At 58.7% G+C, this 19,670-nt stretch carries 21 protein-coding genes and 1 riboswitch; of the genes, 4 read left to right on the top strand and 17 right to left on the bottom strand.

All coding sequences use genetic code 11. From position 1 onward, the window contains the following. Positions 1-21: 21 nt before the first annotated feature. The 5 genes from MCG44_RS05755 to MCG44_RS05735 all read right to left on the bottom strand — a co-directional run bounded on the left by MCG44_RS05755 (position 22) and on the right by MCG44_RS05735 (position 5,424). Positions 22-2,334 (bottom strand): ATP-dependent Clp protease ATP-binding subunit, encoded by a 2,313-nt coding sequence (locus tag MCG44_RS05755; protein ID WP_147572084.1) that lies wholly within the window; start codon positions 2,332-2,334, stop codon positions 22-24. 137 nt (positions 2,335-2,471) lie between these two features. Continuing rightward, a complete protein-coding gene (locus tag MCG44_RS05750; RefSeq protein WP_240287233.1) occupies positions 2,472-3,167 on the bottom strand; it encodes a CvpA family protein in 696 nt (231 codons plus the stop codon). Between the two features lie 29 nt (positions 3,168-3,196). Further along, entirely contained in the window at positions 3,197-4,366 is a 1,170-nt protein-coding gene (locus MCG44_RS05745; protein WP_240287231.1) for a DUF5711 family protein, read from the bottom strand. Positions 4,367-4,408: 42 nt separating this feature from the next. Beyond that, a complete protein-coding gene (gene truA, locus MCG44_RS05740) occupies positions 4,409-5,161 on the bottom strand; it encodes a tRNA pseudouridine(38-40) synthase TruA (protein WP_147572081.1) in 753 nt (250 codons plus the stop codon). A 41-nt stretch (positions 5,162-5,202) separates the two neighbouring features. Continuing rightward, on the bottom strand, positions 5,203-5,424 hold the full coding sequence (locus MCG44_RS05735) for a helix-turn-helix domain-containing protein (RefSeq protein ID WP_240287229.1): 222 nt from the start codon (positions 5,422-5,424) through the stop codon (positions 5,203-5,205). A gap of 89 nt (positions 5,425-5,513) precedes the next feature. Here MCG44_RS05735 and MCG44_RS05730 point away from each other — a divergent pair, with 89 nt between their 5' ends. Beyond that, positions 5,514-5,849: a hypothetical protein gene (locus MCG44_RS05730; protein ID WP_240287227.1), complete on the top strand. Its 336-nt coding sequence runs from the start codon at positions 5,514-5,516 to the stop codon at positions 5,847-5,849. Here the strand turns inward: MCG44_RS05730 and MCG44_RS05725 are convergent. From MCG44_RS05725 to MCG44_RS05710, 4 genes are all read right to left on the bottom strand, one after another. After that, positions 5,780-6,589: an energy-coupling factor transporter transmembrane component T family protein gene (locus MCG44_RS05725; protein WP_240287225.1), complete on the bottom strand. Its 810-nt coding sequence runs from the start codon at positions 6,587-6,589 to the stop codon at positions 5,780-5,782. The two genes, MCG44_RS05730 and MCG44_RS05725, sit on opposite strands and share 70 nt — an antisense overlap. Next, positions 6,590-7,462, bottom strand: a complete 873-nt coding sequence (locus MCG44_RS05720) for an energy-coupling factor transporter ATPase (RefSeq protein ID WP_147572077.1) — start codon at positions 7,460-7,462, stop codon at positions 6,590-6,592. It lies immediately after the preceding gene. A 130-nt stretch (positions 7,463-7,592) separates the two neighbouring features. After that, the gene (locus MCG44_RS05715) at positions 7,593-8,438 is read right to left on the bottom strand and encodes an energy-coupling factor transporter ATPase (RefSeq protein ID WP_147572076.1); all 846 of its coding nucleotides are present in this window, start codon (positions 8,436-8,438) and stop codon (positions 7,593-7,595) included. Between the two features lie 147 nt (positions 8,439-8,585). Next, on the bottom strand, positions 8,586-9,455 hold the full coding sequence (locus MCG44_RS05710) for a class I SAM-dependent methyltransferase (protein ID WP_240287223.1): 870 nt from the start codon (positions 9,453-9,455) through the stop codon (positions 8,586-8,588). A 251-nt stretch (positions 9,456-9,706) separates the two neighbouring features. On the opposite strand from MCG44_RS05710, the gene MCG44_RS05705 reads away from it, so the two are divergent. After that, positions 9,707-10,420, top strand: a complete 714-nt coding sequence (locus MCG44_RS05705; RefSeq protein ID WP_186852032.1) for a hypothetical protein — start codon at positions 9,707-9,709, stop codon at positions 10,418-10,420. A 48-nt stretch (positions 10,421-10,468) separates the two neighbouring features. Here MCG44_RS05705 and rbr read toward each other — a convergent pair whose 3' ends face one another. From rbr to epsC, 3 genes are all read right to left on the bottom strand, one after another. After that, on the bottom strand, positions 10,469-11,005 hold the full coding sequence (gene rbr, locus MCG44_RS05700) for a rubrerythrin (protein WP_240287220.1): 537 nt from the start codon (positions 11,003-11,005) through the stop codon (positions 10,469-10,471). 230 nt (positions 11,006-11,235) lie between these two features. Further along, positions 11,236-12,681 carry a cysteine--tRNA ligase gene (cysS, locus tag MCG44_RS05695; protein ID WP_240287218.1) on the bottom strand — a complete coding sequence of 482 codons (1,446 nt, stop codon included), beginning with the start codon at positions 12,679-12,681 and terminating at the stop codon, positions 11,236-11,238. 57 nt (positions 12,682-12,738) lie between these two features. Next, on the bottom strand, positions 12,739-13,413 hold the full coding sequence (epsC, locus tag MCG44_RS05690) for a serine O-acetyltransferase EpsC (protein ID WP_147572071.1): 675 nt from the start codon (positions 13,411-13,413) through the stop codon (positions 12,739-12,741). 456 nt (positions 13,414-13,869) lie between these two features. Here epsC and MCG44_RS05685 point away from each other — a divergent pair, with 456 nt between their 5' ends. Together MCG44_RS05685 and MCG44_RS05680 are read left to right on the top strand one after the other, a co-directional pair. Continuing rightward, positions 13,870-14,616 (top strand): helix-turn-helix domain-containing protein, encoded by a 747-nt coding sequence (locus MCG44_RS05685; protein WP_240287216.1) that lies wholly within the window; start codon positions 13,870-13,872, stop codon positions 14,614-14,616. Between the two features lie 2 nt (positions 14,617-14,618). Then, the gene (locus MCG44_RS05680) at positions 14,619-14,981 is read left to right on the top strand and encodes a hypothetical protein (RefSeq protein WP_240287214.1); all 363 of its coding nucleotides are present in this window, start codon (positions 14,619-14,621) and stop codon (positions 14,979-14,981) included. Between the two features lie 136 nt (positions 14,982-15,117). Here MCG44_RS05680 and MCG44_RS05675 read toward each other — a convergent pair whose 3' ends face one another. The 5 genes from MCG44_RS05675 to MCG44_RS05655 all read right to left on the bottom strand — a co-directional run bounded on the left by MCG44_RS05675 (position 15,118) and on the right by MCG44_RS05655 (position 19,608). Next, positions 15,118-15,939, bottom strand: coding sequence for a formate/nitrite transporter family protein (locus MCG44_RS05675; RefSeq protein WP_240287212.1), 822 nt, complete (start codon positions 15,937-15,939; stop codon positions 15,118-15,120). Positions 15,940-15,948: 9 nt separating this feature from the next. Beyond that, positions 15,949-17,613 carry a formate--tetrahydrofolate ligase gene (locus MCG44_RS05670; RefSeq protein WP_240287210.1) on the bottom strand — a complete coding sequence of 555 codons (1,665 nt, stop codon included), beginning with the start codon at positions 17,611-17,613 and terminating at the stop codon, positions 15,949-15,951. A gap of 53 nt (positions 17,614-17,666) precedes the next feature. Next, a riboswitch (ZMP/ZTP riboswitch) is annotated at positions 17,667-17,758 on the bottom strand. Between the two features lie 89 nt (positions 17,759-17,847). After that, positions 17,848-18,783, bottom strand: a complete 936-nt coding sequence (locus MCG44_RS05665; RefSeq protein WP_147572059.1) for a LysR family transcriptional regulator — start codon at positions 18,781-18,783, stop codon at positions 17,848-17,850. 301 nt (positions 18,784-19,084) lie between these two features. After that, positions 19,085-19,258 (bottom strand): DUF4250 domain-containing protein, encoded by a 174-nt coding sequence (locus MCG44_RS05660; protein ID WP_186852028.1) that lies wholly within the window; start codon positions 19,256-19,258, stop codon positions 19,085-19,087. 11 nt (positions 19,259-19,269) lie between these two features. After that, the gene (locus MCG44_RS05655; RefSeq protein ID WP_186852027.1) at positions 19,270-19,608 is read right to left on the bottom strand and encodes a histidine triad nucleotide-binding protein; all 339 of its coding nucleotides are present in this window, start codon (positions 19,606-19,608) and stop codon (positions 19,270-19,272) included. Positions 19,609-19,670: the final 62 nt, after the last annotated feature.

Below are 19,670 nucleotides of genomic sequence, written 5' to 3'. Positions count from 1 at the left end.
GCTGTTCCTCTTTGCCTTCTCTCACATAGCCAGTAGATGGATGGTGTCATCCTCCACCAAGGCTTTCATCTGGGAAACGGGGTGCTGATATCCCTCGATCAAGCGGACCGCAATGGCATCCTCCAGCTCCTTCTGGATGATCCGGCGAAGGTTCCGGGCTCCATAGACGGCGGAATAAGACTTCTTAACCAGATAGTCCAGCAGGGACTCCTCCCAGGAGAAAGAGATGCCCTTCTCCGCCATCGCAGTTGCCAGCTCCTTGAGCATCAGGACGGCGATGGACCTGAAGTTCTCCTCCGTGAGCTGATTGAAGTAGACGATCTCGTCGATCCGGTTGATAAACTCAGGGCGCAGGAAGTCCTGGAGGGCCTTCATGGCCCGCTCCCTCCCCTGCTCATTGGCGGTACGGCCAAAGCCCACGGAGCCCACCTTGGTATTGCTCCCGGCATTGGAGGTCATGACGATCACCGTGTTCTCAAAGTTCACCGTCCGGCCGTGGGCGTCAGTGATACGGCCATCGTCCAAAATCTGAAGCAGGATGTTGAGCACATCTGGGTGTGCCTTCTCGATCTCGTCGAAGAGGACCACAGAGTAGGGCTTGCGGCGGATCTTCTCTGTCAGCTGGCCCGCCTCGTCATAACCTACATAGCCCGGAGGGGATCCAATGATGCGGGACACGGCGTGCTTCTCCATAAACTCGGACATATCCAGCCGGATCAGGGATTCAGGGGTATCGAACAGGTCCGCGGCCAGCTGCTTGACCAGCTCGGTCTTGCCCACGCCGGTGGAACCTACAAAGATAAAGGATACCGGCTTGTGCTTGGGGCTGATGCCCACCCGGCCCCGGCGGATGGCTGCGGCCACCGCCTTCACCGCCTCGTCCTGTCCGATAATGTGGCTCTCCAGCCGCTCCTCCAGCTTGGCCAGGCGCTGGTACTCCTGCTCCTGGATGCGGCTGGCAGGGATGTTGGTCCACAGCTCAATGACGTTGGCCAAGTGCTCTTGGTCTAGGGCGGGATGGGCCTTCTCCTCCAGCCCCCGCTTCTCTTCCTCCAGGCGCAGCTCCATGCTTTTGATGGTTGCCAGCCGCTCATAGGCCTCCTCCGTGGCGGCGGCCATCATAACCTCCCGCTCCTTGGACAGATCGGCCAGTTCTTTCTCCACATCGGCCAGACGGGCCAGGGCCTTATTCTCCAGATTCACGTTGGAACAGGCCTCGTCGATCAGGTCGATGGCCTTGTCAGGGAGATAGCGGTCAGTGATATACCGCTCGCTCATCAGCACAGCCTGGCGGCACATCTCCTTGGAGACCGTGACCTGGTGGAATGCCTCGTAGTAGGGGGCGATACCCTCAATGATCTTCACGCTGTCCTCAATGGAGGGCTCCTCCACAACGACGGGTTGGAAACGCCGCTCCAGGGCGGTATCCTTCTCGATGTGTTTGCGGTACTCATTGAGGGTCGTGGCACCGATGACCTGGAGCTCCCCACGGGACAGGGCGGGCTTCAGAATGTTTGCGGCATTCATGGACCCCTCGGCATCCCCGGCCCCCACGATAGTGTGAACCTCGTCGATGACCAGGATGATGTTGCCCAGCTTGCGGATCTCCTCGATGAGACCCTTCATCCGGCTCTCAAACTGGCCCCGGAACTGGGTGCCCGCCACCAGGGCGGTCAGGTCCAGGAGGTAGACCTCCTTATCCGCCAGCTTGTAGGGGACCTCCTTCTTATATATCCTCTGGGCCAGCCCTTCAGCGATAGCGGTCTTGCCCACGCCTGGCTCACCGATGAGACAGGGATTGTTCTTTTGCCGGCGGTTCAGGATCTGAATGACCCGCTGGAGCTCCCGGTCCCGGCCGATCAGCTTATCCAGCTTGCCCTCCTTGGCCTTTTGGGTTAGGGAGATGCAGTAGCTGTCCAAAAATTTTCGCTTAGGCTGCTTGGGGGCGCCGTTCTTCTCTGGCCGGGGGGACGCGCCGCCCCCCTCACTGGGCTGCTGGGGCGCTGGGGTTGCCCCACCTCCAAAGAGCTGGTTCAGGAAGGGGAAGGTGGCGGTACGTCCGTCGTCCTCCTCGTCCCCCTCCTCCTTGGGCTGGTTCATCAGGCCCTCCATTCCCTCAGCTCCGCCGAAAGCGGACATCATTTCGGAGGTCAGGTTTTCCAGGTCCTCGTCGCTGATGCCCATCCGCTTTATGATGTCGTCAATGGGTTTTATGCCCAGCTCCCTGGCACATTTGAGGCACAGCCCCTCGTTCTTCGAGGTGCCGCCCTCCAGTTTGGTGATAAAGATGACCGCCACGTTCTTGCCGCAGCGGCTGCACATTGTAGGCTGCATGGTGTCAAAACTCCTTTCAGGAGATAAAATCAGATCAGCGCTCCGGGTCTCCGCCCGGCCTTTTGGGTGGTCATAACCACACAGGGCATATCATACAGCAGAAATATGAACTTGTCATGAACTGCCCCCTGAGAAATTCAGGGAAGGAGGGACAAAGGGTCAAAGGTACAAAAAAAGTTCAGCAGATAGGTATTCTGTATCGCCTCAGGGGGGATCAGGCTGTTTCGGAGCAGCCAGCAGGCGATGAAAATCAACGCCCCGCCCTTGAGCAGCCCCAGGGCCGCCCCGCTCCAATGGTTTAAGGCGGACAGGACGGGCAGCCGGAAGGCCAGGTCCAGGGCATGGCTCAACAGGAACCAGGCGATGAGAACAGCTACAAACGCCAGCAGGAAGAGAACCATTCTGGCCAGCTGGACGGCGGCGTATTCCGCCAGTGCCTTAGCCGCGCTGGTGGTCACCTGAGCCACTCCGTTGTCCACGGCCTCCTGGAATGCCTGTGCCAAGCCGCGGTAGAGCGCGGACTCCTGAAGCGCTTCCAGCACCTCTGAGATGGGCAGCTCCTCCAGTGCCGGCGCTTCTCCCCCGGTAGAGGCGAGGGAGTCCTCCACTTGAAGGGACTGCTCCAGCGTCCCCTGGATCTGGCGCTCGATGGCGGGCCGTATGGCGTCTGCCACCGGCCTGGCCAAGTTGTCCGAGATAACTGTGGCTCCGATAAAGGCCACAAAGATAGCCAAAAAGCCGCACAATGTCAGGATAAAACCCCGGCTGTACCCCCGCCACAGGGCAAAAAGGAGAATCAAGGCGATGATCACGTCAAAAATCAGATAATTCATAAAAACCTCCATGGGAAAACGGGGAGAGATCAGCTTGGGATATAGAGCCAGGCCAGCTGGTCGTCGGCCAGCAGGGCAGAGCCGTTGGAGGACAGGGCGGTATATCGTGCCCCCTGGGTGTCTCCCAGTCGGGCGTATTCCACCAGCTCCGGCGTGTAAATGGTCAGTCGGCTGCCGGTGAGCAGGGAACAGTAACCGCCAGCGCTGTCAAAGTCCAATACCTGGCTCCGCAGCTCCATGCTGCTCCTCACTTCTCCCTCCGGATCGATGGTCATGACCTGGTTCGCGCTGCCTGCCCGGTATCGGCCCAGCAGGAGCAGCGCAAAGCCCTCCCCTCCAAAGTCGCAGCCCTTCAGATAAGACCGCCCAAAGGGATAACTGTTGGCAGATTTTCCATCGTCAGACAGTGTCATGACTCTGTCCTCCCCCAGCACCCAGAGAAGGCCGTCCTCATAGTCCAGATCCAGCACTGTCACACTGCCCAGGCTGACCTGGGCCTTGGGCTCCTTCTGGTCCACGGGGAAAAAGAGCACCTGACTAAGGAAGGTGCCGCCCTCCTGGTCCATTGTGATCACCGCCACGGTCTTACAGTCGGGAGACAGGGCAGCGTCCACCACAAAGGTGGAGGACAGGCTGATCTGGATTACTTCGCTTCCAGAGGCATCGTAGACTGTGACCGCCCCCTTGTACCCGCTCCGCTGGGCGGTGACCGCCAGCCAGCCGCTGTCGTTGGCCCGGGCGGACAGCAGGTCGCCGTCCCCCTCTAGGGACAGGTCAAAGACCTCCTCCGTCCCCCGGAAGAGGAACAGGGACTGCCCCCCGGCGTCATACACTACCCCCGCCTTGGAGGAGGCGGACAGCACCGGGTTGTCCATTGACAGCACTTCCTCGGCGTACTGGCGGCCAGAGAAGGAGTAGTAGTGGGCCCCAGCGGCTGAGGACATTAGAATACCATTTTCCAGATACGCCAGTGACATCTTGTCCCCGCCGGCGTGGGTGAAGGGGACCGCCTCGCCGGTATCGCTGGTTTGAATAGAGCGGTAGGCCAGCCACCGCTTCACCGCGTCCAGGTTGAAGCGGTCCCGGTACACGACCAGAGCCAGGGCGCCCAGCACCAGGGCCGCCGTCACCAACAGGGCCAGCAGCCGAAACAGGATATTCGGTTTTTTCGCCTTCTTGGCCGGCTGTTTTCCTTCCATTCTATTCGTCCTTGCTTCTCTTTAGTAGGGGTGCTCCCCTAGTCACAGCACATCTTCCTCATACCACAGCCTGGTCATATACAGCCCCCCCGGCGGGACCGTGGGGCCAGCCAAGGTGCGGTTGCCCGAATCCAAAATGGCCGGGATGTCCTCTGGAGCCAGCTTGCCCTCGGCAGCATAGACGATGGTGCCTACCATCGCCCGGACCATGTTGTATAGAAAGCCGTTGGCGCACACCTTACACTCTATCAGTTCCCCCTGGCGGGAAACGTCGAAATAGTACACCGTGCGCACAGTGGTCCTGGTTTCGGTGCCCACGGACCGGACCGCCCGGAAGTCGTGAGTGCCCACGAACTGGCTGGCCGCCCGCCTCATCACGGACTCATCCAAGCGCTTCGGATAGAACCAGGCCCGGTCCACATAGAAGGGGTTGCCCAGCCGGGAGTTATACAGGCGGTAGGTATACTCCTTTTTCTGGCAGGAACCGATGGCGTTGAAAGAATCGGGCACCTGGGTGGCCTTGACCACCACAATATCGTTGGGCAGCCGGGTGTTGACCGCCAGAGGGATCCGGTCGCAGGGAATCGTGGAGGTGGTGCGGAAGTTGGCCACATAGACCTCAGCGTGGACGCCCGCGTCGGTACGGCCCGCCCCGGTGCATTTCACTGGATGGCAGACCACAGTGGACAGGGCCTTTTCCAGGGTTTCGGCCACGGACACAGCGTTTTTCTGAACCTGCCAGCCGTGATAGGCCGTACCGTTATACATCAGCTTTAAGGCAATATTGCGTTCCATGTAACACCTCGGTTCGGGTTGGTAAGAAGCGGGGTCGGCCCCTATTGGTTGATCTCCCGCCGCTCCGTCCGGCCCATCAGGTAGTCCAGGCTGACGTTGAAGTAATCGGCCAGAAACACCAGACCAAGGGCGGTAGGGTGGCACTTTCCATACTCATAATCCTGATAGGTTCGGTATTTGACCCCGCAAATATCAGCAAGCTGGTTTTGAGTCAGATGCTGCTCGTTCCGTAGTTCCTTGATACGTTCTGAAAATGTTGCCATAATACATCCTTTTCTCTTGACACACGGAATTTTCGCGCCACACTATATAATACATGGAAAAACCGTGATATTCGGAGGGTTAATCAATTATGAACATGATACTGTATAAACTCTTTCAAGACAACCCTGGGCTTGCCGGGGAAGTGGCAAAGTTCTGCCGAACCGTCCCTGGTTACCAGACGGCAGAGGCAGATTTTGCCAGACAGGCTGACCAGATCAGCCGGCTGGTAGGGCCGGAATGTTATCTCCCCTTTGAGGCGGCTATGAACGCCCAACTGGCCTATGAGGCGCGGGCCTACTACCTGTTCGGTCTGGGCCTGCGGCGGGAGCTGCTCTCCGCCCTGGAGCCGGATGATCAAAGCCCAATATGCGCCAGCACGCCCACTCCCACGGCCACGGCCAGGAAAAAGGCCAGCACCATATAGTCCCTGGCCTGATACTTCAGCTGGCGCAGGCGGGTGCGCCCCTCTCCCCCGTGGTAGCAGCGGCACTCCATCGCCACCGCCAGCTCATCCGCCCGGCGGAAGGCGGAGATAAACAGGGGGACCAGCAGCGGGATCAGGGCCTTGGCCCGCTGAATCAGGTTCCCGCTCTCAAAATCGGCTCCCCTGGCCCGCTGGGCGGACATAATCTTGTCCGTTTCCTCGATCAGAGTTGGGATAAACCGCAGGGCAATAGACATCATCATGGACAGCTCATGGACGGGGACCCGGATCTTCTTCAAGGGATTCATCAGAGACTCCAACCCGTCCGTGAGCAGGATGGGCGAGGTGGTGTAGGTCAACAGAAAGGTGCCAGCAATAAGCATCATGATGCGGACCACCATAAAGAAGGCCTGGAACACCCCCTCCATGGTGATGGTCAGTACCCATATCTTTACCAGCACATGGGTGCCAGGGGTGTAAAATAGGTTGAGGATGGCTGTAAAAATGGCAATGAACAGCACTGGCTTCATCCCCCGAAGGATGGAGCGCACTGGGACCTTGGATACGGCGATGGACAAAGCCAGCAGGCAGAACATGATGGCATAGGTGACAAACCACTTAGCCAGAAACAGGGCCACGATATAGATCACCACAGCAATCAGCTTGGTACGGGGGTCCAGCCTGTGGACCAGGGAGTTACCTGGAAAATACTGTCCCAGGGTGATATCCTTCAGCGCCATTCAGCCCACCCCCTTCTCATTGCGGCCCAGCTTGGCCAAAATGGCGGCCTTGGCCTGCTCCACCGTGAACACCGAGGGGTCGATGTCCACTCCCAGGGCCCGAAGCCGGTGGAACACCCTGGTCATCTGGGGGACGCCCAGCCCCATCTGTTCCAGCTCGTCCCCGTGCTGAAACACCTCACGGGGGGTACCCTGGAAGGGGATGGTCCCGTCGTCGATGACCACCAGCCGGTCCACAGTGCGGGCCATGTCCTCCATGGAGTGGGACACCAGGATAATGGTGGCGTTGTGGGCTTGGTGGTAGTCCCGGATATTTTGCAGGATGGATTCCACTCCCTCCGGGTCTAGTCCGGCGGTGGGCTCGTCTAAAATGAGCACCTTGGGCTCCATGGCGATAACTCCGGCGATGGCTACCCGGCGCTTCTGGCCGCCGGACAGTTCAAAGGGAGATTTCTCCAACTGGTCGTCCCGCAGGCCCACAAAATAGGCGGCGGACCGCACCCGGCGGTCGATCTCCTCCTCGTCCAGCCCCATATTTTTCGGACCGAAGGAGATGTCCTTATAGACTGTTTCCTCAAAGAGCTGGTACTCCGGGTACTGAAAGACCAGCCCTACCTGGAACCGGCTTTTTCGGGTGGTCTGGGGGTCGGTCCAGATGTCAGTGCCCTGGAGGAGTACCTGGCCCGATGTGGGCTTGAGCAGGCCGTTCAGATGCTGGATCAGGGTTGACTTTCCCGAGCCTGTGTGGCCAATAATGCCCAGATACTCTCCGGGATAAGCCTGAAAATCCACCTTCTCCAGTGCGGTACGCTCAAAGGGTGTGCCGGCGGAGTAGGTGTGGGTCAGTTGTTTCGTTTCAATGATAGGGTCCATGAGAGGTTCCATCCTTGTATCAGTGGTACACGCCCCAGTGATGGAGTCGCGTCCAAAAAACTCTCCCCCAAGGGAAGGCACATGGGAGCGCGGCAGAGCCCGTCCCCAACAATAACATATCAGTTCCCGCTTACGACAGCACGGACCACAGGGCCGCGGCACACTCCTCGTCTGAGAGGGCGTCCAGAGGGACGCTGATTCCCTCCTGCCTCAGCTCCCAGAGAAGCTGGGTGGTCTGGGGGACCGTGAGCCCTACCGCCTTCAGCTCCTCCACATGGGAAAAAACCTCCTTAGGCACTCCGTCGGCCACCACACGGCCCTTAGACATAACCACCAATCGGTCAGCCTGTGCGGCCTCGTCCATGTGGTGGGTGATAAGGACCACCGTAACTCCCCGCTCCTGGTTCAGCGCCTTGATGGTGCGGAGCACATCGGCCCGTCCGGTGGGGTCCAACATGGCGGTGGGCTCGTCCAGCACGACGCACCGCGGCTCCATGGCGATGACTCCGGCGATGGCGATCCGCTGCTTCTGCCCTCCGGACAGCAAATGGGGAGCGTGCTCCCGGAACTCATACATATTTACCGCCTTCAGGGCCTCATCCACCCGCTTGCGGATCTCTTCCGGGGGGACGCCCAGATTTTCAGGTGCGAAGGCCACATCCTCCTCCACCACATTAGCGACGATCTGGTTGTCCGGGTTCTGAAACACCATACCCACCGCGCGGCGGACGTCCAGCAGCCTGTCCTCATCCGTAGTGTCAATGCCGTCCACATACACCTTGCCTCCGCTGGGCAGCAGGATAGCGTTCATATGCTTGGCCAAGGTGGATTTTCCGCTCCCGTTGTGCCCCAGGACGGCTACAAAGGAGCCTTCCTTGATGGCCAGATCTACGCCGTCCAGCACCACTGGGGACACCCCCTCGGCCGCCGGGTAGGAGAAACGGAGGTCTTCAGTTTTGATGATGGTGTTGCTCATATGATAGCCCTTTCTGGATAGAGTTGAGAGCAGAGAGCAAAGAGTGGGGATATAGACGCATATCCGTGCGGTTTCACTCCGCCTTTCGTCCTATTGTTGTTCCACCACACGGCCGGGACTCGCCCTGATCTCTTCCCTCTCAACACTTCACGCCTCATGCTTGACCCAACGCCCCGTGGCCCCACAGGGGAGGACCAGCCCGCTTTCGGTGACGGGCAGCCCCAGCTCGTCACTGGTAGTGTGGCCGCCGAAGCGTTTGGAGAGGATGGTCTCCAGGATATAGGTCACCACGCTGGGCGCCAGCCCGGTGGTGTAGGAGTTCAAAATAACGAACAGCGGGTCGTCGGACAGCACTCCAGATACCAACTCCACGAATGGAAACAGGTTTTCCTCCAGCTTCCACACCTCTCCGGTGGGGCCCCGACCATAGCTGGGCGGGTCCATGATGATGGCATCGTACCTCCGTCCCCGGCGTATCTCCCGTTCCACGAACTTGGCACAGTCATCCACAATCCAGCGGATGGGCGCTTCCTCCAAGCCGGAGGCCCTGGCGTTCTCCCGTGCCCACTGGACCATACCCTTGGCTGCGTCTACATGACAGACGCTGGCTCCGGCCGCGGCGCAGGCCACGGTGGCCCCTCCGGTATAGGCAAACAGGTTAAGCACCGAAATAGGCCGGCCGGCCTTTTGGATCTGTTCCCGGGCAAAGTCCCAGTTGACCGCCTGCTCTGGAAACAGGCCGGTGTGCTTGAAGTTCATGGGCTTGATGTTAAAGGTCAGGTCCCCATAGGATACCGTCCACCGCTCCGGCATGGACTTATTCTGCCACTGTCCTCCCCCTGTGGAGGAGCGGGCGTATCGGCCGGCATTCACTTTCCAACCCCGGTGGGTCCGGGGCGTGTTCCAGATGGCCTGGGGGTCGGGGCGGACCAACATCTGGTCCCCCCACCGCTCCAGCTTTTCTCCCCGGCCACAGTCGATCAGCTCATAATCCTTCCAGTTGTCGGACGCCCACATATATGGCACACCTCACCTGTTCGATCCTCCTGATATACAGGGGCAAAACGATTGGAAAACTAAGTTAGTATATCATTCCAGACCGTTCCAGTCAATGAATTATGACTGATTCCCTGTCGAAAGGGCAGAAAAACCTTCCTTTCCCCTGCTGGGGCCAGAGAAAGGATTGTAATTATTCCCGACCTGTGGTAAGATATCTGGGAAAATGACAAAAACCGCGGTTTGTTCCGCGTTTCAGAGAGGTGCTATCCATGGACCATCCCTTTCGAGGTGCTGCCTTCGGCGGCTTTAACCGCCAGGACGTCCTGACCTATTTAGAAAATACCGCCAGGGAAGCCGCTCAACAGCGCGAGGCCCTGGAGCAGCAGTTGGAACAGCAGCGTCAGGCCGCCGAGTCTGCCCTTCGCCAGATTGAGGAACAAAGCCAACAGATCCTCCAGCTCCAGCAGGCCAACCAGCGGCTCCAGGAGGAGAAGGACGCCCTCTCCGGTCAACTGGAGCAGACCAATGTGGCCCTGTCCACCAGCCGTACCGAGCGCAGCCAGTTAAGCGACCGGCTGGCCCAGCTAGAGAACTCACTGGCCCAGGCCCAAACCAGGATCGCCGCCTTGGAACCGGACGCCGAAGCTTACGCTGCCCTGAAGGAGCGCACCGCCGGCGTAGAGCTGGAGGCCCACCGACGGGCCCAGACCGTCCAGGAGCAGGCGGAGGAGCAGGCCCGTCAGCTCCGCCGTCAGATGGAGCGTTGGATGCAGCGAGTGGAGCAGGAATACGACGTTCTTCGTACCCAGGTGGAGTCCACTGTTTCTCATGCTGCCGACCAGCTGGACAAGGCTGGCGCCGCCTTGAAAGAGGTGGGCGTCCTCCTGGAAGCCCAGGATGTGGCCCTGGATTCTCTGGCCCAAGCTTATGCGGACAGCGACCTCACCAAGGTGAAGGCTCCCATGCCCATCCCCGAAAGCTGACTGAAAAAAGCAGGACCACCGGTGGCGGTCCTGCTTTTTCTGTTTCCATCAATAGTTTTCAGCCTTCAGCTGGAAATAATCCTTGGGATGGGCGCAGACGGGGCACACCTCGGGGGCCTGCTTGCCCACATGGATGTGGCCACAGTTGGAGCACTGCCAAATCATGTCGCCATCGCGGGAGAAGACAATGCCGCCCTCCACGTTGGCCAGCAGCTTCAGGTAGCGTTCCTCGTGCTCCTTCTCAATCTTGGCGACCTCCTCAAACAAGAAAGCGATATGGTCGAAGCCTTCCTCCTTGGCCTCCTTGGCCATGGTGGCGTACATATCGGTCCACTCGTAATTCTCACCCTCGGCGGCAGCCTTTAGATTCTCCGCGGTAGTTCCAATGCCCTCCAGCAGCTTAAACCAGATCTCGGCGTGCTCCTTCTCGTTGGCGGCGGTCTCTTCAAAGATCTTGGAGATCTGGACATAGCCGTCCTTCTTGGCCTTGGAGGCGAAATAAGTATACTTGTTGCGGGCCTGGGACTCGCCGGCAAACGCGGTCCACAGATTGGCTTCGGTCTTGCTTCCCTTCAGCTCAGGCATGATAATTACCTCACTTTCCTGTATTTGTTAAATGAGAATTATTCTCAATAACTTAGTTTTAATATAGCAAACCGGCGCGAAAATGTCAATGGGAAAAGCAAAAATTTTCCTCAATTTTTTCTCACGCTCCCCTGGAAAAAGGCGTGGAACCTGTACCATAAAACAGGCAGAAATCGATCAGCCGGGGGCGGCCATTCCTTTGCAGGATGGCCGCCCCCGGCATCTCCCTGTTATACCCGCTTCCAGGACGCGCCTCCGGGCACGTCGGTGACCTCGATGCCCATCGCCTTCAGTTCATCCCGGATGCGGTCGGCTTCGGCAAAATTCTTTGCCTTTTTGGCCTCGCCCCGTGCCAGCACCAGAGCATCGACGGCCGGGTCCCCTTCGCCGGTGACGGTATAGCCGCCGGCAGACTGGGACTTCTGAGCCGCCTGCTCCTTCCGCACCTTCTCCGCCTTTTCCAGCAACGACAGGGACAAAACCTGGTCAAAGCTGTTCAGGATGGCCAGCTTGGTGGCCCCGTTAGTCTTGGCCTTCAGGGCGTCATACAGGGCGGTGACTCCCATGGATGTGTTCAGGTCATTGCCCACCTGCTGACGGAATTTCATCTGATACTCACCCAAGAGGTCCTCGTCCACCACACCGTCCTTGGGGTCGATGGCCGCGATCTTGGCAATCAGCTTTTGGTAAGCCCCAGCGGCGTTATCCAGATTTTCCCAGGAAAAGACCAAGCCCTTGCGGTAATGGGACTGGAGGCAGAAGAACCGATAGGCCAGAGGGTCATAGCCCTTCTCCTCCAGTAAGGACACAGTGAGGAACTCCCCCTTGGACTTGGACATTTTTCCGCTGTTTGTATTTAAATGGTGGACATGGAACCACTGCTTACACCAGGGGTGACCCAGGTAGCTCTCCGACTGGGCAATCTCGTTGGTGTGGTGGGGGAAGGCATTGTCGATCCCGCCACAGTGCAGGTCCAAATACTCTCCGTTGTGCTTGAGGGAGATACCGGTACATTCGATATGCCATCCAGGATAGCCCACCCCCCAGGGGGAATCCCACTTCAGGGCCTGGTCCTCGAATTTGCTCTTGGTGAACCAGAGGACGAAGTCGTTTTTATTCCGCTTGTTGGAATCCTCCTCCACGCCCTCCCGGACGCCTACCGCCAGGTCCTCCTCATCGTGGTCGTTGAACACATAATAGCGGTCCAGCTTGGAGGAGTCAAAATAAACGTTTCCTCCAGCCAGGTAGGCGTACCCCTTTTCGATCAGGCCGGATACGATCCGGATATAGTCCTCAATGCAGTTGGTGGCGGGCTCCACCACGTCGGGCCGCTTGATATTCAGCTTTTCACAGTCGTTGAAAAAGGCGTCAGTATAGAACTTGGCAATCTCCATGACTGACTTGTGCTCCCGTTTGGCGCCCTTGAGCATCTTATCCTCGCCGGTGTCAGCGTCAGAGGCCAGATGGCCCACATCGGTGATGTTCATGACCCGATTGACCTCGTACCCATCGTAGCGCAGGAATTTTTCCAGCACATCCTCCATGATATAGGAGCGCAGGTTGCCAATGTGGGCAAAGTGGTATACTGTGGGACCGCAGGTATACATCTCTACATGTCCGGGAGTATGAGTTTGAAATTCCTCTTTGTTATGGGTCGCGGAATTATACAGATACATGGTACCTCTCCTTTTTATCTAGTCTCTTTCTCTTGTCCTCAGAGCGCAGGCGGCCGGTCAGACCGTCTCCCGCTCTCCCTGTTCCCTAATAATCTCGTATCGCTCATCCAGCAGCTTTTCGATAAATTCCAGTCTGGAGGACAGGGCCTCCAAACGCTCCAGCGTGGGATTTTCCACGCTGGTCTGGTCCACTTCATCCGCGTATCGGGTGGTGCGTCCGGCGATGCGGACAATCTGGGCCGGGATACCCACAGCAGTAGCGTCCTCCGGCACCTCGGACAGGACCACGGCGTTAGCCGCGATCCGGGAGTTGTCGCCCACCTTGATGGGGCCCAGCACCTTGGCCCCGCAGCTGACTAGGACATTATTGCCAATGGTGGGGTGGCGCTTGCCCTGATCCTTACCGGTCCCCCCCAGCGTGACTCCATGGTAGAGCAGGCAGTCGTCCCCCACCTCGGCGGTTTCTCCGATGACGATGCCCATACCATGGTCCATGACCAGACGGCGGCCGATCTTGGCCCCAGGATGGATCTCAATACCGGTCCAGAACCGGCTCCACTGGGAGACTGCCCTGGCCAAAAATTTCAGATTATGACAGTATAACCAATGGGCAAGCCGGTGATACAACAGGGCATGCACCCCTTGATAGAGCAAAAATATCTCCAATTTGGAGTGCGCGGCCGGGTCACGGCGCTGATACGCCTCCAAGGTTTCCATGAGGGATCTGAACATAGGCTCCTCCTTCCTTGTTTTGCGGTAATCCTGCCCCTCGCTGGGCAGGACAAAAAGAAAACCTCTTATGCCCATTTTGGCATAAGAGGCGATAACTCGCGGTTCCACTCTCATTTCTCACTTGACCGGCCGCTATCGGGGCCGAACCGGAGGCCATTACGCCCCGCGCTCCCGGACGCACTTCACGTCTGCCGCTGTGGGCCCCCTTTCAGCCGGTGAAGGGCCCTCTCTGTCCGTTGGCCGGGACGCTACTCTTTCCGTTCCTTGCGCTTGTTACAAATCATTATATTAGCATCCTTCCTGGGAGGTGTCAAGTATAGCCCCGCCTTTTTCTCTGTTTTTCCCCCTCCAGCCGCCTGTCAACTTCAGGTTGACAAATTTCCAGCTTATTTTTCTTGTCATATCGTGGGATTTGGGGTATCTTGGATACAGGATCAGAAAGGTGGGAGGACCATGATGGAACTGTATGAACGGATCGCCCTGGCCCGGAAGCAGGCCGGATTATCCCAGGAGCAGTTGGGAGAAAAGCTAGGCGTCTCCCGGCAGGCGGTAAGCAAATGGGAGAGCGGACAGACAAACCCAGATGTGGCCTATTTGGCAGAGATGTGCCGTCTGTTTGGCGTGTCCTCCGACTGGCTGCTTCTTGGAGAGGAGAGCGCCCTGGAGAGGACCCCCGCGCGCTGCCCCGGTTGTCAGGCCATTGTCACCGGTCTGGACCGGTTCTGTCCCAACTGTGGCCGGTCTCTTGCAGAACGTCTGGAAGATGGGACGTACACCCTTGTCATCAATCATATCACGGATCCTAAAATGGTCCGGGACCGTTTAGCCCAGTTTTATCGGGAGGTGCTGCAAGATGAGACCTATTCCGCTGTCCTACCGGACGCCATCTTGCGAGATGCGGAGGCGGGCGTTCTTTCCTCCCACTCTGTCGAGAATATGCTCCTGTTCCCGCCGGTCATATTGATTACAAACGCCAGTTATACCACGGTCCAGCGGGCCCTGAAGCTGCTGGACCACTTTGCGGACCTCCGCTCCTATCCCTCCGACGCGGGCAGCGACCTGGAGCAGTTGAGCAAGAGATCCCCTGTGGATGACCTTTCCAGCCGTGAGGAGCCCCGCCGGGAGCCCCTGTCTTTCGGTGCCGCAGTGGGTGCCGTTATCTTAGGCTTAATAGTAACCGTGCTGCTCCTCAGCTTCCTCTGACCTTGGATATTCGGACATTTGACCTGCGGGTGTGCGGCGGGGCCCTGGTATTTTATATCGTCAACCGCTGCCTTCTTATTCCCAACTCAGACGGACACTTAGGATGGTTCCTGTCCTGCTATGCCAACGACCTGTTTGCCGGGGGAGCCATATGCGCCTGGGCTGACTACCTTTTGCGCTGGGGCAGGCTAGCCCCCCTTCGCTCGGTAAAGCACACGGTCCCCCTGCTTCTGGCCTGCGGGCTGGTGTGGGAGGTTCTCGCCCCACTTTGGAAAGCGGGGGCAGTCTTCGACCCCTGGGACTTCGTCGCCTATCAGGCGGGCGGACTGCTCTACTTAACCGCCAGAGAACGGGCCTGTCGATAGCGGTCCTCCGGGCTTATTCTGAAGAAAGGGTCGTCTAAGCACCTGAACCGGCTGACCACGCCCGGTCGAAAAAACGGCTGTGGGAGATGTGATCAAAAGACCATCTCCCACAGCCGTTTTCTATGCCAATAGGCCGTCAGCTTTTCGGGCGGTAGCAATACCACAGCAGGCCGCCCAGCCCCGCGCCGCCCAGGACGTTCCCAATCGTGACGGGGAGCAGGTTTCCCAGCAGGAATCCCCCCACTGTCAATCCAGACAAGTCCAGCCCCGCCTCCGCCGCCAGTTGGGCATAGGCCGGGACCATCTTGGCCATAAGGCCAGCGGCAATATAGTACATATTGGCAACGCAGTGCTCAAAGCCGCACAGGACAAAGTAACATACCGGAAGAAATGCCCCCATCAGGCGGCTGGCTGTGTCCCTGCCCGACATGGCCATGACCACGCCCAGGCAGACCAGAAGGTTGCAGAAGAAGCCCAGCACCACCCCATTCTGGAAGGGGATGGCACACTTGGCGGCCGCCATTCTCATTGTGAACAGGGCCAGCTGACCGCCGGAGTAGTCGAGCTGACCGAACCAGGCGCAGCCCGCCGCCACTAGCAGGGCTCCGGCAAAATTAGACAGGTAGACGATGCTCCAATTCCGCAACATCCCCCGCCAGGAGCAGCGCCCATCCAGCAGAGAAATGGTGATCAGGCAGTTGCCGGTAAAGAGCTCCGCCCCGGTGGCTATCACCATTCCCAGCCCGAAGGGGAACAGCAGGCCACACACCGTCCGGGCGGTCCAGGTGCCCTGGATGCCATAGGAGGCCGTGTTAGTGGCGGCGCTGCCCATGGCGATCAAGGCCCCAGCCAGGATGCCCAGCAGGATCAGGACAGAGGCTGGCTTTCCGGCCTTCTCCGCCCCAGCGGCGGCGTAGAGTGCCGTCACCTGGGCGGGGGAATTGAAATGGTTATCCATGCGCCCCCCTCAGAACAGGCCGGAGATTACTCCGTTCTCATCCACGTCGATCTTTTCCGCGGAGGGTACCTTGGGCAGGCCAGGCATAGTCATAATATCCCCAGTCTGGACCACCACAAAGCCGGCGCCCGCGGACACCTTCACCTTGGACACCGTAATGGTAAAGCCCTCGGGGCGGCCCAGCCTGGTCTGGTCATCGGTGAGGGAATACTGGGTCTTGGCCATGCACACGGGCAGGCCGCCCATGCCCATCCTCTCCAGCCGCTCCAGCTCCTTGGATGCGGCAGCGGAATAGCTCACGCCCACGCCCCCATATATCTTTTTCACCACAGCCTCGATCTTGCTCTTTAGAGGCTGATCTAACTCATAGGCGTAGGTAAACTTCTTGGGCTGCTCACACAGGCGGAGCACCTCCTGAGCCAGTTCGATACCACCCTCGCCCCCTCTGCCCCACACTTCGGACAAGGCCACGTTGACCCCCAGTTCTTTACACTTGGAGCGAATCAGGTCCAGCTCTCTGTCGGTATCGTTGACAAAACGGTTGATGGCCACCACACAGGGCAAACCGAAGACCTGGGTGATATTCTCCACATGCTTGAGTAGATTGGGCAGGCCCCGCTCCAACGCCTCCAGGTTTTCCTCTCCCAACTGGGCCTTGGGCACACCGCCGTTGTACTTCAGCGCCTTGACTGTGGCTACAATGACCACCGCGTCCGGGGTCAGTCCGGCGGCCCGGCATTTGATGTCCAGAAACTTCTCCGCACCCAGGTCAGCTCCGAAGCCCGCCTCGGTGACCACATAGTCGGCCAGCTTCAGGGCGGTGTCAGTGGCGGAGACGGAGTTGCAGCCGTGGGCGATGTTGGCAAAGGGGCCGCCGTGGACAAAGGCGGGAGTGTTCTCCAGCGTCTGGACCAGATTGGGCTTGATGGCGTCCTTCAGCAGGGCGGCCATGGCTCCCTGGGCCTTTAGGTCGGCGGCGGTCACCGGCCGGTCGTCATAGGTGTAGCCCACGATGATACGAGCCAGCCGCTCCTTCAAATCCTTCAGGCCGGTGGCCAGACACAGGACCGCCATGATCTCGCTGGCCACCGTGATATCAAAGCCGTCCTCTCGCGGGACGCCCTGCATCCGGCCGCCCAGGCCGTCCACGATATTTCGCAACTGCCGGTCGTTCATATCCACACAGCGGCGCCAGGTGATCTTCTTCACGTCGATGCCCAGCTCGTTACCCTGCTGGATATGGTTGTCCAACATGGCGGCCAGAAGGTTATTGGCCGCTCCGATGGCGTGGAAGTCGCCGGTGAAGTGGAGGTTGATATCCTCCATAGGCACCACCTGGGCGTAACCACCACCGGCGGCGCCGCCCTTGACGCCGAACACAGGGCCAAGGGAGGGCTCCCGCAGGGCCAGGATTACGTTCTTGTCCAGCTTTTTCAGCGCGTCAGCCAGCCCAACGGAGGTGGTGGTCTTGCCCTCTCCGGCGGGGGTCGGATTGATAGCGGTGACCAGGATCAGCTTGCCCTTCCGGGCCTTGTCCCGCAGGGGGGTGATGTCGATTTTAGCCTTATAGCGCCCATAGTATTCCAGCAGTTCCTCGCTGACCCCCGCCTTGTGGGCCACCTGGCCAATTGGAAGCATCTCCGCGGCCTGGGCGATCTCGATGTCAGTCTTCATCTTCCATAACTCCTTCCTGTTGCGCCCGCAAAAATAAAAGGGCGCACTAAGCAATAGTGCGCCCAGACGGTCGGCAATATGGCGTTTCACACGCCGGGCCCTGTTCCACGTGGTCACTCCACTTCCGTCAGTCGCAGGGCTTGGATTCAGTTTAGCATAGGCCTCCTCCCTCGTCAAGGGGGGCGGTGTGGTTTCTCTCCGTCCCTTTTGCTGAAAATCAGGCCCGATATTTGTTCAAAGGTTGGCGGGACGGTCAAAGCGGCTGTAATACTCCTTGATCAGGTCGATAAACGTTCTGGCCGCCGGTGACAGGAATCCATTTTTCTTGTAGACCACCGCCATGGGGCAGGTCAGTGGCGGCTCTCCGATGGTAAAGCAGGCCAGCCGGTCCAGATATGGGGTGCGAGAGATGCCGCTCTCCTGTAAAAAGGCGAAGCCCATGTTTTCCGCCACCAGATTGATGGCTGTGGTGTTGTTGGTAGTCACCAAAATATTCTGGGGCTCCACGTTATGGACGGAGAAGGTATTGTGGAGCAGCTTGGACAGCCGCCAGTCCGGGGGCAGCATCACGATACGCTCCCGCTCCAGCTGCCGCAGGTCGGGGAAGGGTATGGGGTCGTCGTAGGTACTGGTGAGCCCTCGGACCAGGGGGTGGTCCCGGTGGGCCAAAAGGAAGATATGCTCCCGCATGACCAGTTCATAGGTCAGCTCCGTCAGATCCCCAGGGATGTGCATGATGCAGAAGTCCGTGACACTGCCCGCCGCCAAATCCCCCAGTTCGGGCACCGGCGCCTCATGGAGGACCACCTGGACGTCGGAGTATTGCTTGGTGAACAGGGGCAGCACATCGGGCAGTAGGGTGGAGCCGCGCCAAGGGGATACGCCGATGTGGAGGACAGGCCGCTTCTCGTTCTGCAGATCCCGCAGGTCGCTGACCAGCTGCCGGTCCAAATAACTCTGGCGCTCCAGATAGGCATGGAACACCTCCCCTGCCGGCGTCAGCTTCAGGGGCGAGTGGGAACGGTCCAGCAACACGGCCCCCAGATTGGACTCCAGCTTGGCCAGATACTGGCTGAGATAGGGTTGGGAGAGATAGAGCCGCTCCGCCGCTTTGGAGATGCTCCGCTCCTTGACGATGGCCATAAAATATTCCGGATTCTTGACGAACATAAACAGCACACCCCATAACTAAAAAGCTATGAGGATTATATCACAGTTCACCCAGTATGGAAAGGGGTATCTTCCTTTTTCTGATACAGAAAGAAAAACCGGAGCCGTGGAATGATCCACGGCCCCGGTCTGCCCGGCGGTATTGCCTGCCCCGCCCAAGCGTCTGGTGGTCAGAGCGCGCCCTCAGTCAGGAAAAGTGAAAGTAGGGAGGTGTAAGGAGGATGAGAGTTAGCTCTCTCTAACCACGTATAGGTTAGCATATTCTAACTCTCTTGTCAACCCTTTTTTCCGACTTCCTCTATCAAAGGAATTGGTTGCGCTCTCTATGGTAGGTGTAGCCTATGGCAGCCAGCTTATCCTCCACCCCGCTCTGCTCTACATCCAGCTGCGCGCACAGCTCCTCCAGGGTGCAGCCGTCATCCCTAAGCCGGGTATTCAGGAAGCTGAGGAGGATGGCGGGATCATTCGGTACCATCCCCTTCTCCCTCAGCCTGGAGGCCAGGTCATATCCCGGCCAGACAGAACATGGAAATGGAGATGGGGGACAGACTGGCCCGCCTGCTCCCCAATATTGGACACCACACGGTAGCTGTCCAGGCCCAGCTCCTTGGTCACTTTGGAGATGACTGCGAAAATATGGGCCACTACGTCGGCGTTGTCCTCTGTCACCTCGGCCACAGATCCGATATGGGCCTTGGGGATAACCAAAAAGTGGGTGGGCGCCTGGGGATCGATGTCATGGAAGGCAAAGCATACCTCGTCCTCGTAGACTTTGTTGGACGGGATCTGCCCCTCCGCAATCTTACAAAACAGACAGTCAGACATTGGGAAACCTCCTTTGTTTGTTAGTAAGACCATTGTACCCCCTTTTGCCAGAATTGCCAAGG

The sequence above is a fragment of the Lawsonibacter sp. OA9 genome (assembly GCF_022440585.1).
This window is presented reverse-complemented; position numbering and strand designations above follow the sequence as displayed.

Excerpts from the sequence above, each read along its gene's own strand:
- MCG44_RS05755 (WP_147572084.1), bottom strand. The coding sequence starts at position 2,334 with ATGCAGCCTACAATGTGCAGCCGCTGCGGCAAGAACGTGGCGGTCATC.
- MCG44_RS05660 (WP_186852028.1), bottom strand. The coding sequence starts at position 19,258 with ATGGTACCGAATGATCCCGCCATCCTCCTCAGCTTCCTGAATACCCGG.
- MCG44_RS05705 (WP_186852032.1), top strand. The coding sequence starts at position 9,707 with ATGGACCATCCCTTTCGAGGTGCTGCCTTCGGCGGCTTTAACCGCCAG.
- MCG44_RS05730 (WP_240287227.1), top strand. The coding sequence starts at position 5,514 with ATGAACATGATACTGTATAAACTCTTTCAAGACAACCCTGGGCTTGCC.
- MCG44_RS05735 (WP_240287229.1), bottom strand. The coding sequence starts at position 5,424 with ATGGCAACATTTTCAGAACGTATCAAGGAACTACGGAACGAGCAGCAT.
- MCG44_RS05710 (WP_240287223.1), bottom strand. The coding sequence starts at position 9,455 with ATGTGGGCGTCCGACAACTGGAAGGATTATGAGCTGATCGACTGTGGC.
- MCG44_RS05745 (WP_240287231.1), bottom strand. The coding sequence starts at position 4,366 with ATGGAAGGAAAACAGCCGGCCAAGAAGGCGAAAAAACCGAATATCCTG.
- MCG44_RS05725 (WP_240287225.1), bottom strand. The coding sequence starts at position 6,589 with ATGGCGCTGAAGGATATCACCCTGGGACAGTATTTTCCAGGTAACTCC.
- MCG44_RS05675 (WP_240287212.1), bottom strand. The coding sequence starts at position 15,939 with ATGGATAACCATTTCAATTCCCCCGCCCAGGTGACGGCACTCTACGCC.
- epsC (WP_147572071.1), bottom strand. The coding sequence starts at position 13,413 with ATGTTCAGATCCCTCATGGAAACCTTGGAGGCGTATCAGCGCCGTGAC.
- cysS (WP_240287218.1), bottom strand. The coding sequence starts at position 12,681 with ATGTATCTGTATAATTCCGCGACCCATAACAAAGAGGAATTTCAAACT.
- MCG44_RS05665 (WP_147572059.1), bottom strand. The coding sequence starts at position 18,783 with ATGTTCGTCAAGAATCCGGAATATTTTATGGCCATCGTCAAGGAGCGG.
- MCG44_RS05670 (WP_240287210.1), bottom strand. The coding sequence starts at position 17,613 with ATGAAGACTGACATCGAGATCGCCCAGGCCGCGGAGATGCTTCCAATT.
- MCG44_RS05720 (WP_147572077.1), bottom strand. The coding sequence starts at position 7,462 with ATGGACCCTATCATTGAAACGAAACAACTGACCCACACCTACTCCGCC.
- MCG44_RS05655 (WP_186852027.1), bottom strand. The coding sequence starts at position 19,608 with ATGTCTGACTGTCTGTTTTGTAAGATTGCGGAGGGGCAGATCCCGTCC.
- MCG44_RS05685 (WP_240287216.1), top strand. The coding sequence starts at position 13,870 with ATGGAACTGTATGAACGGATCGCCCTGGCCCGGAAGCAGGCCGGATTA.
- truA (WP_147572081.1), bottom strand. The coding sequence starts at position 5,161 with ATGGAACGCAATATTGCCTTAAAGCTGATGTATAACGGTACGGCCTAT.
- MCG44_RS05715 (WP_147572076.1), bottom strand. The coding sequence starts at position 8,438 with ATGAGCAACACCATCATCAAAACTGAAGACCTCCGTTTCTCCTACCCG.
- MCG44_RS05750 (WP_240287233.1), bottom strand. The coding sequence starts at position 3,167 with ATGAATTATCTGATTTTTGACGTGATCATCGCCTTGATTCTCCTTTTT.
- rbr (WP_240287220.1), bottom strand. The coding sequence starts at position 11,005 with ATGCCTGAGCTGAAGGGAAGCAAGACCGAAGCCAATCTGTGGACCGCG.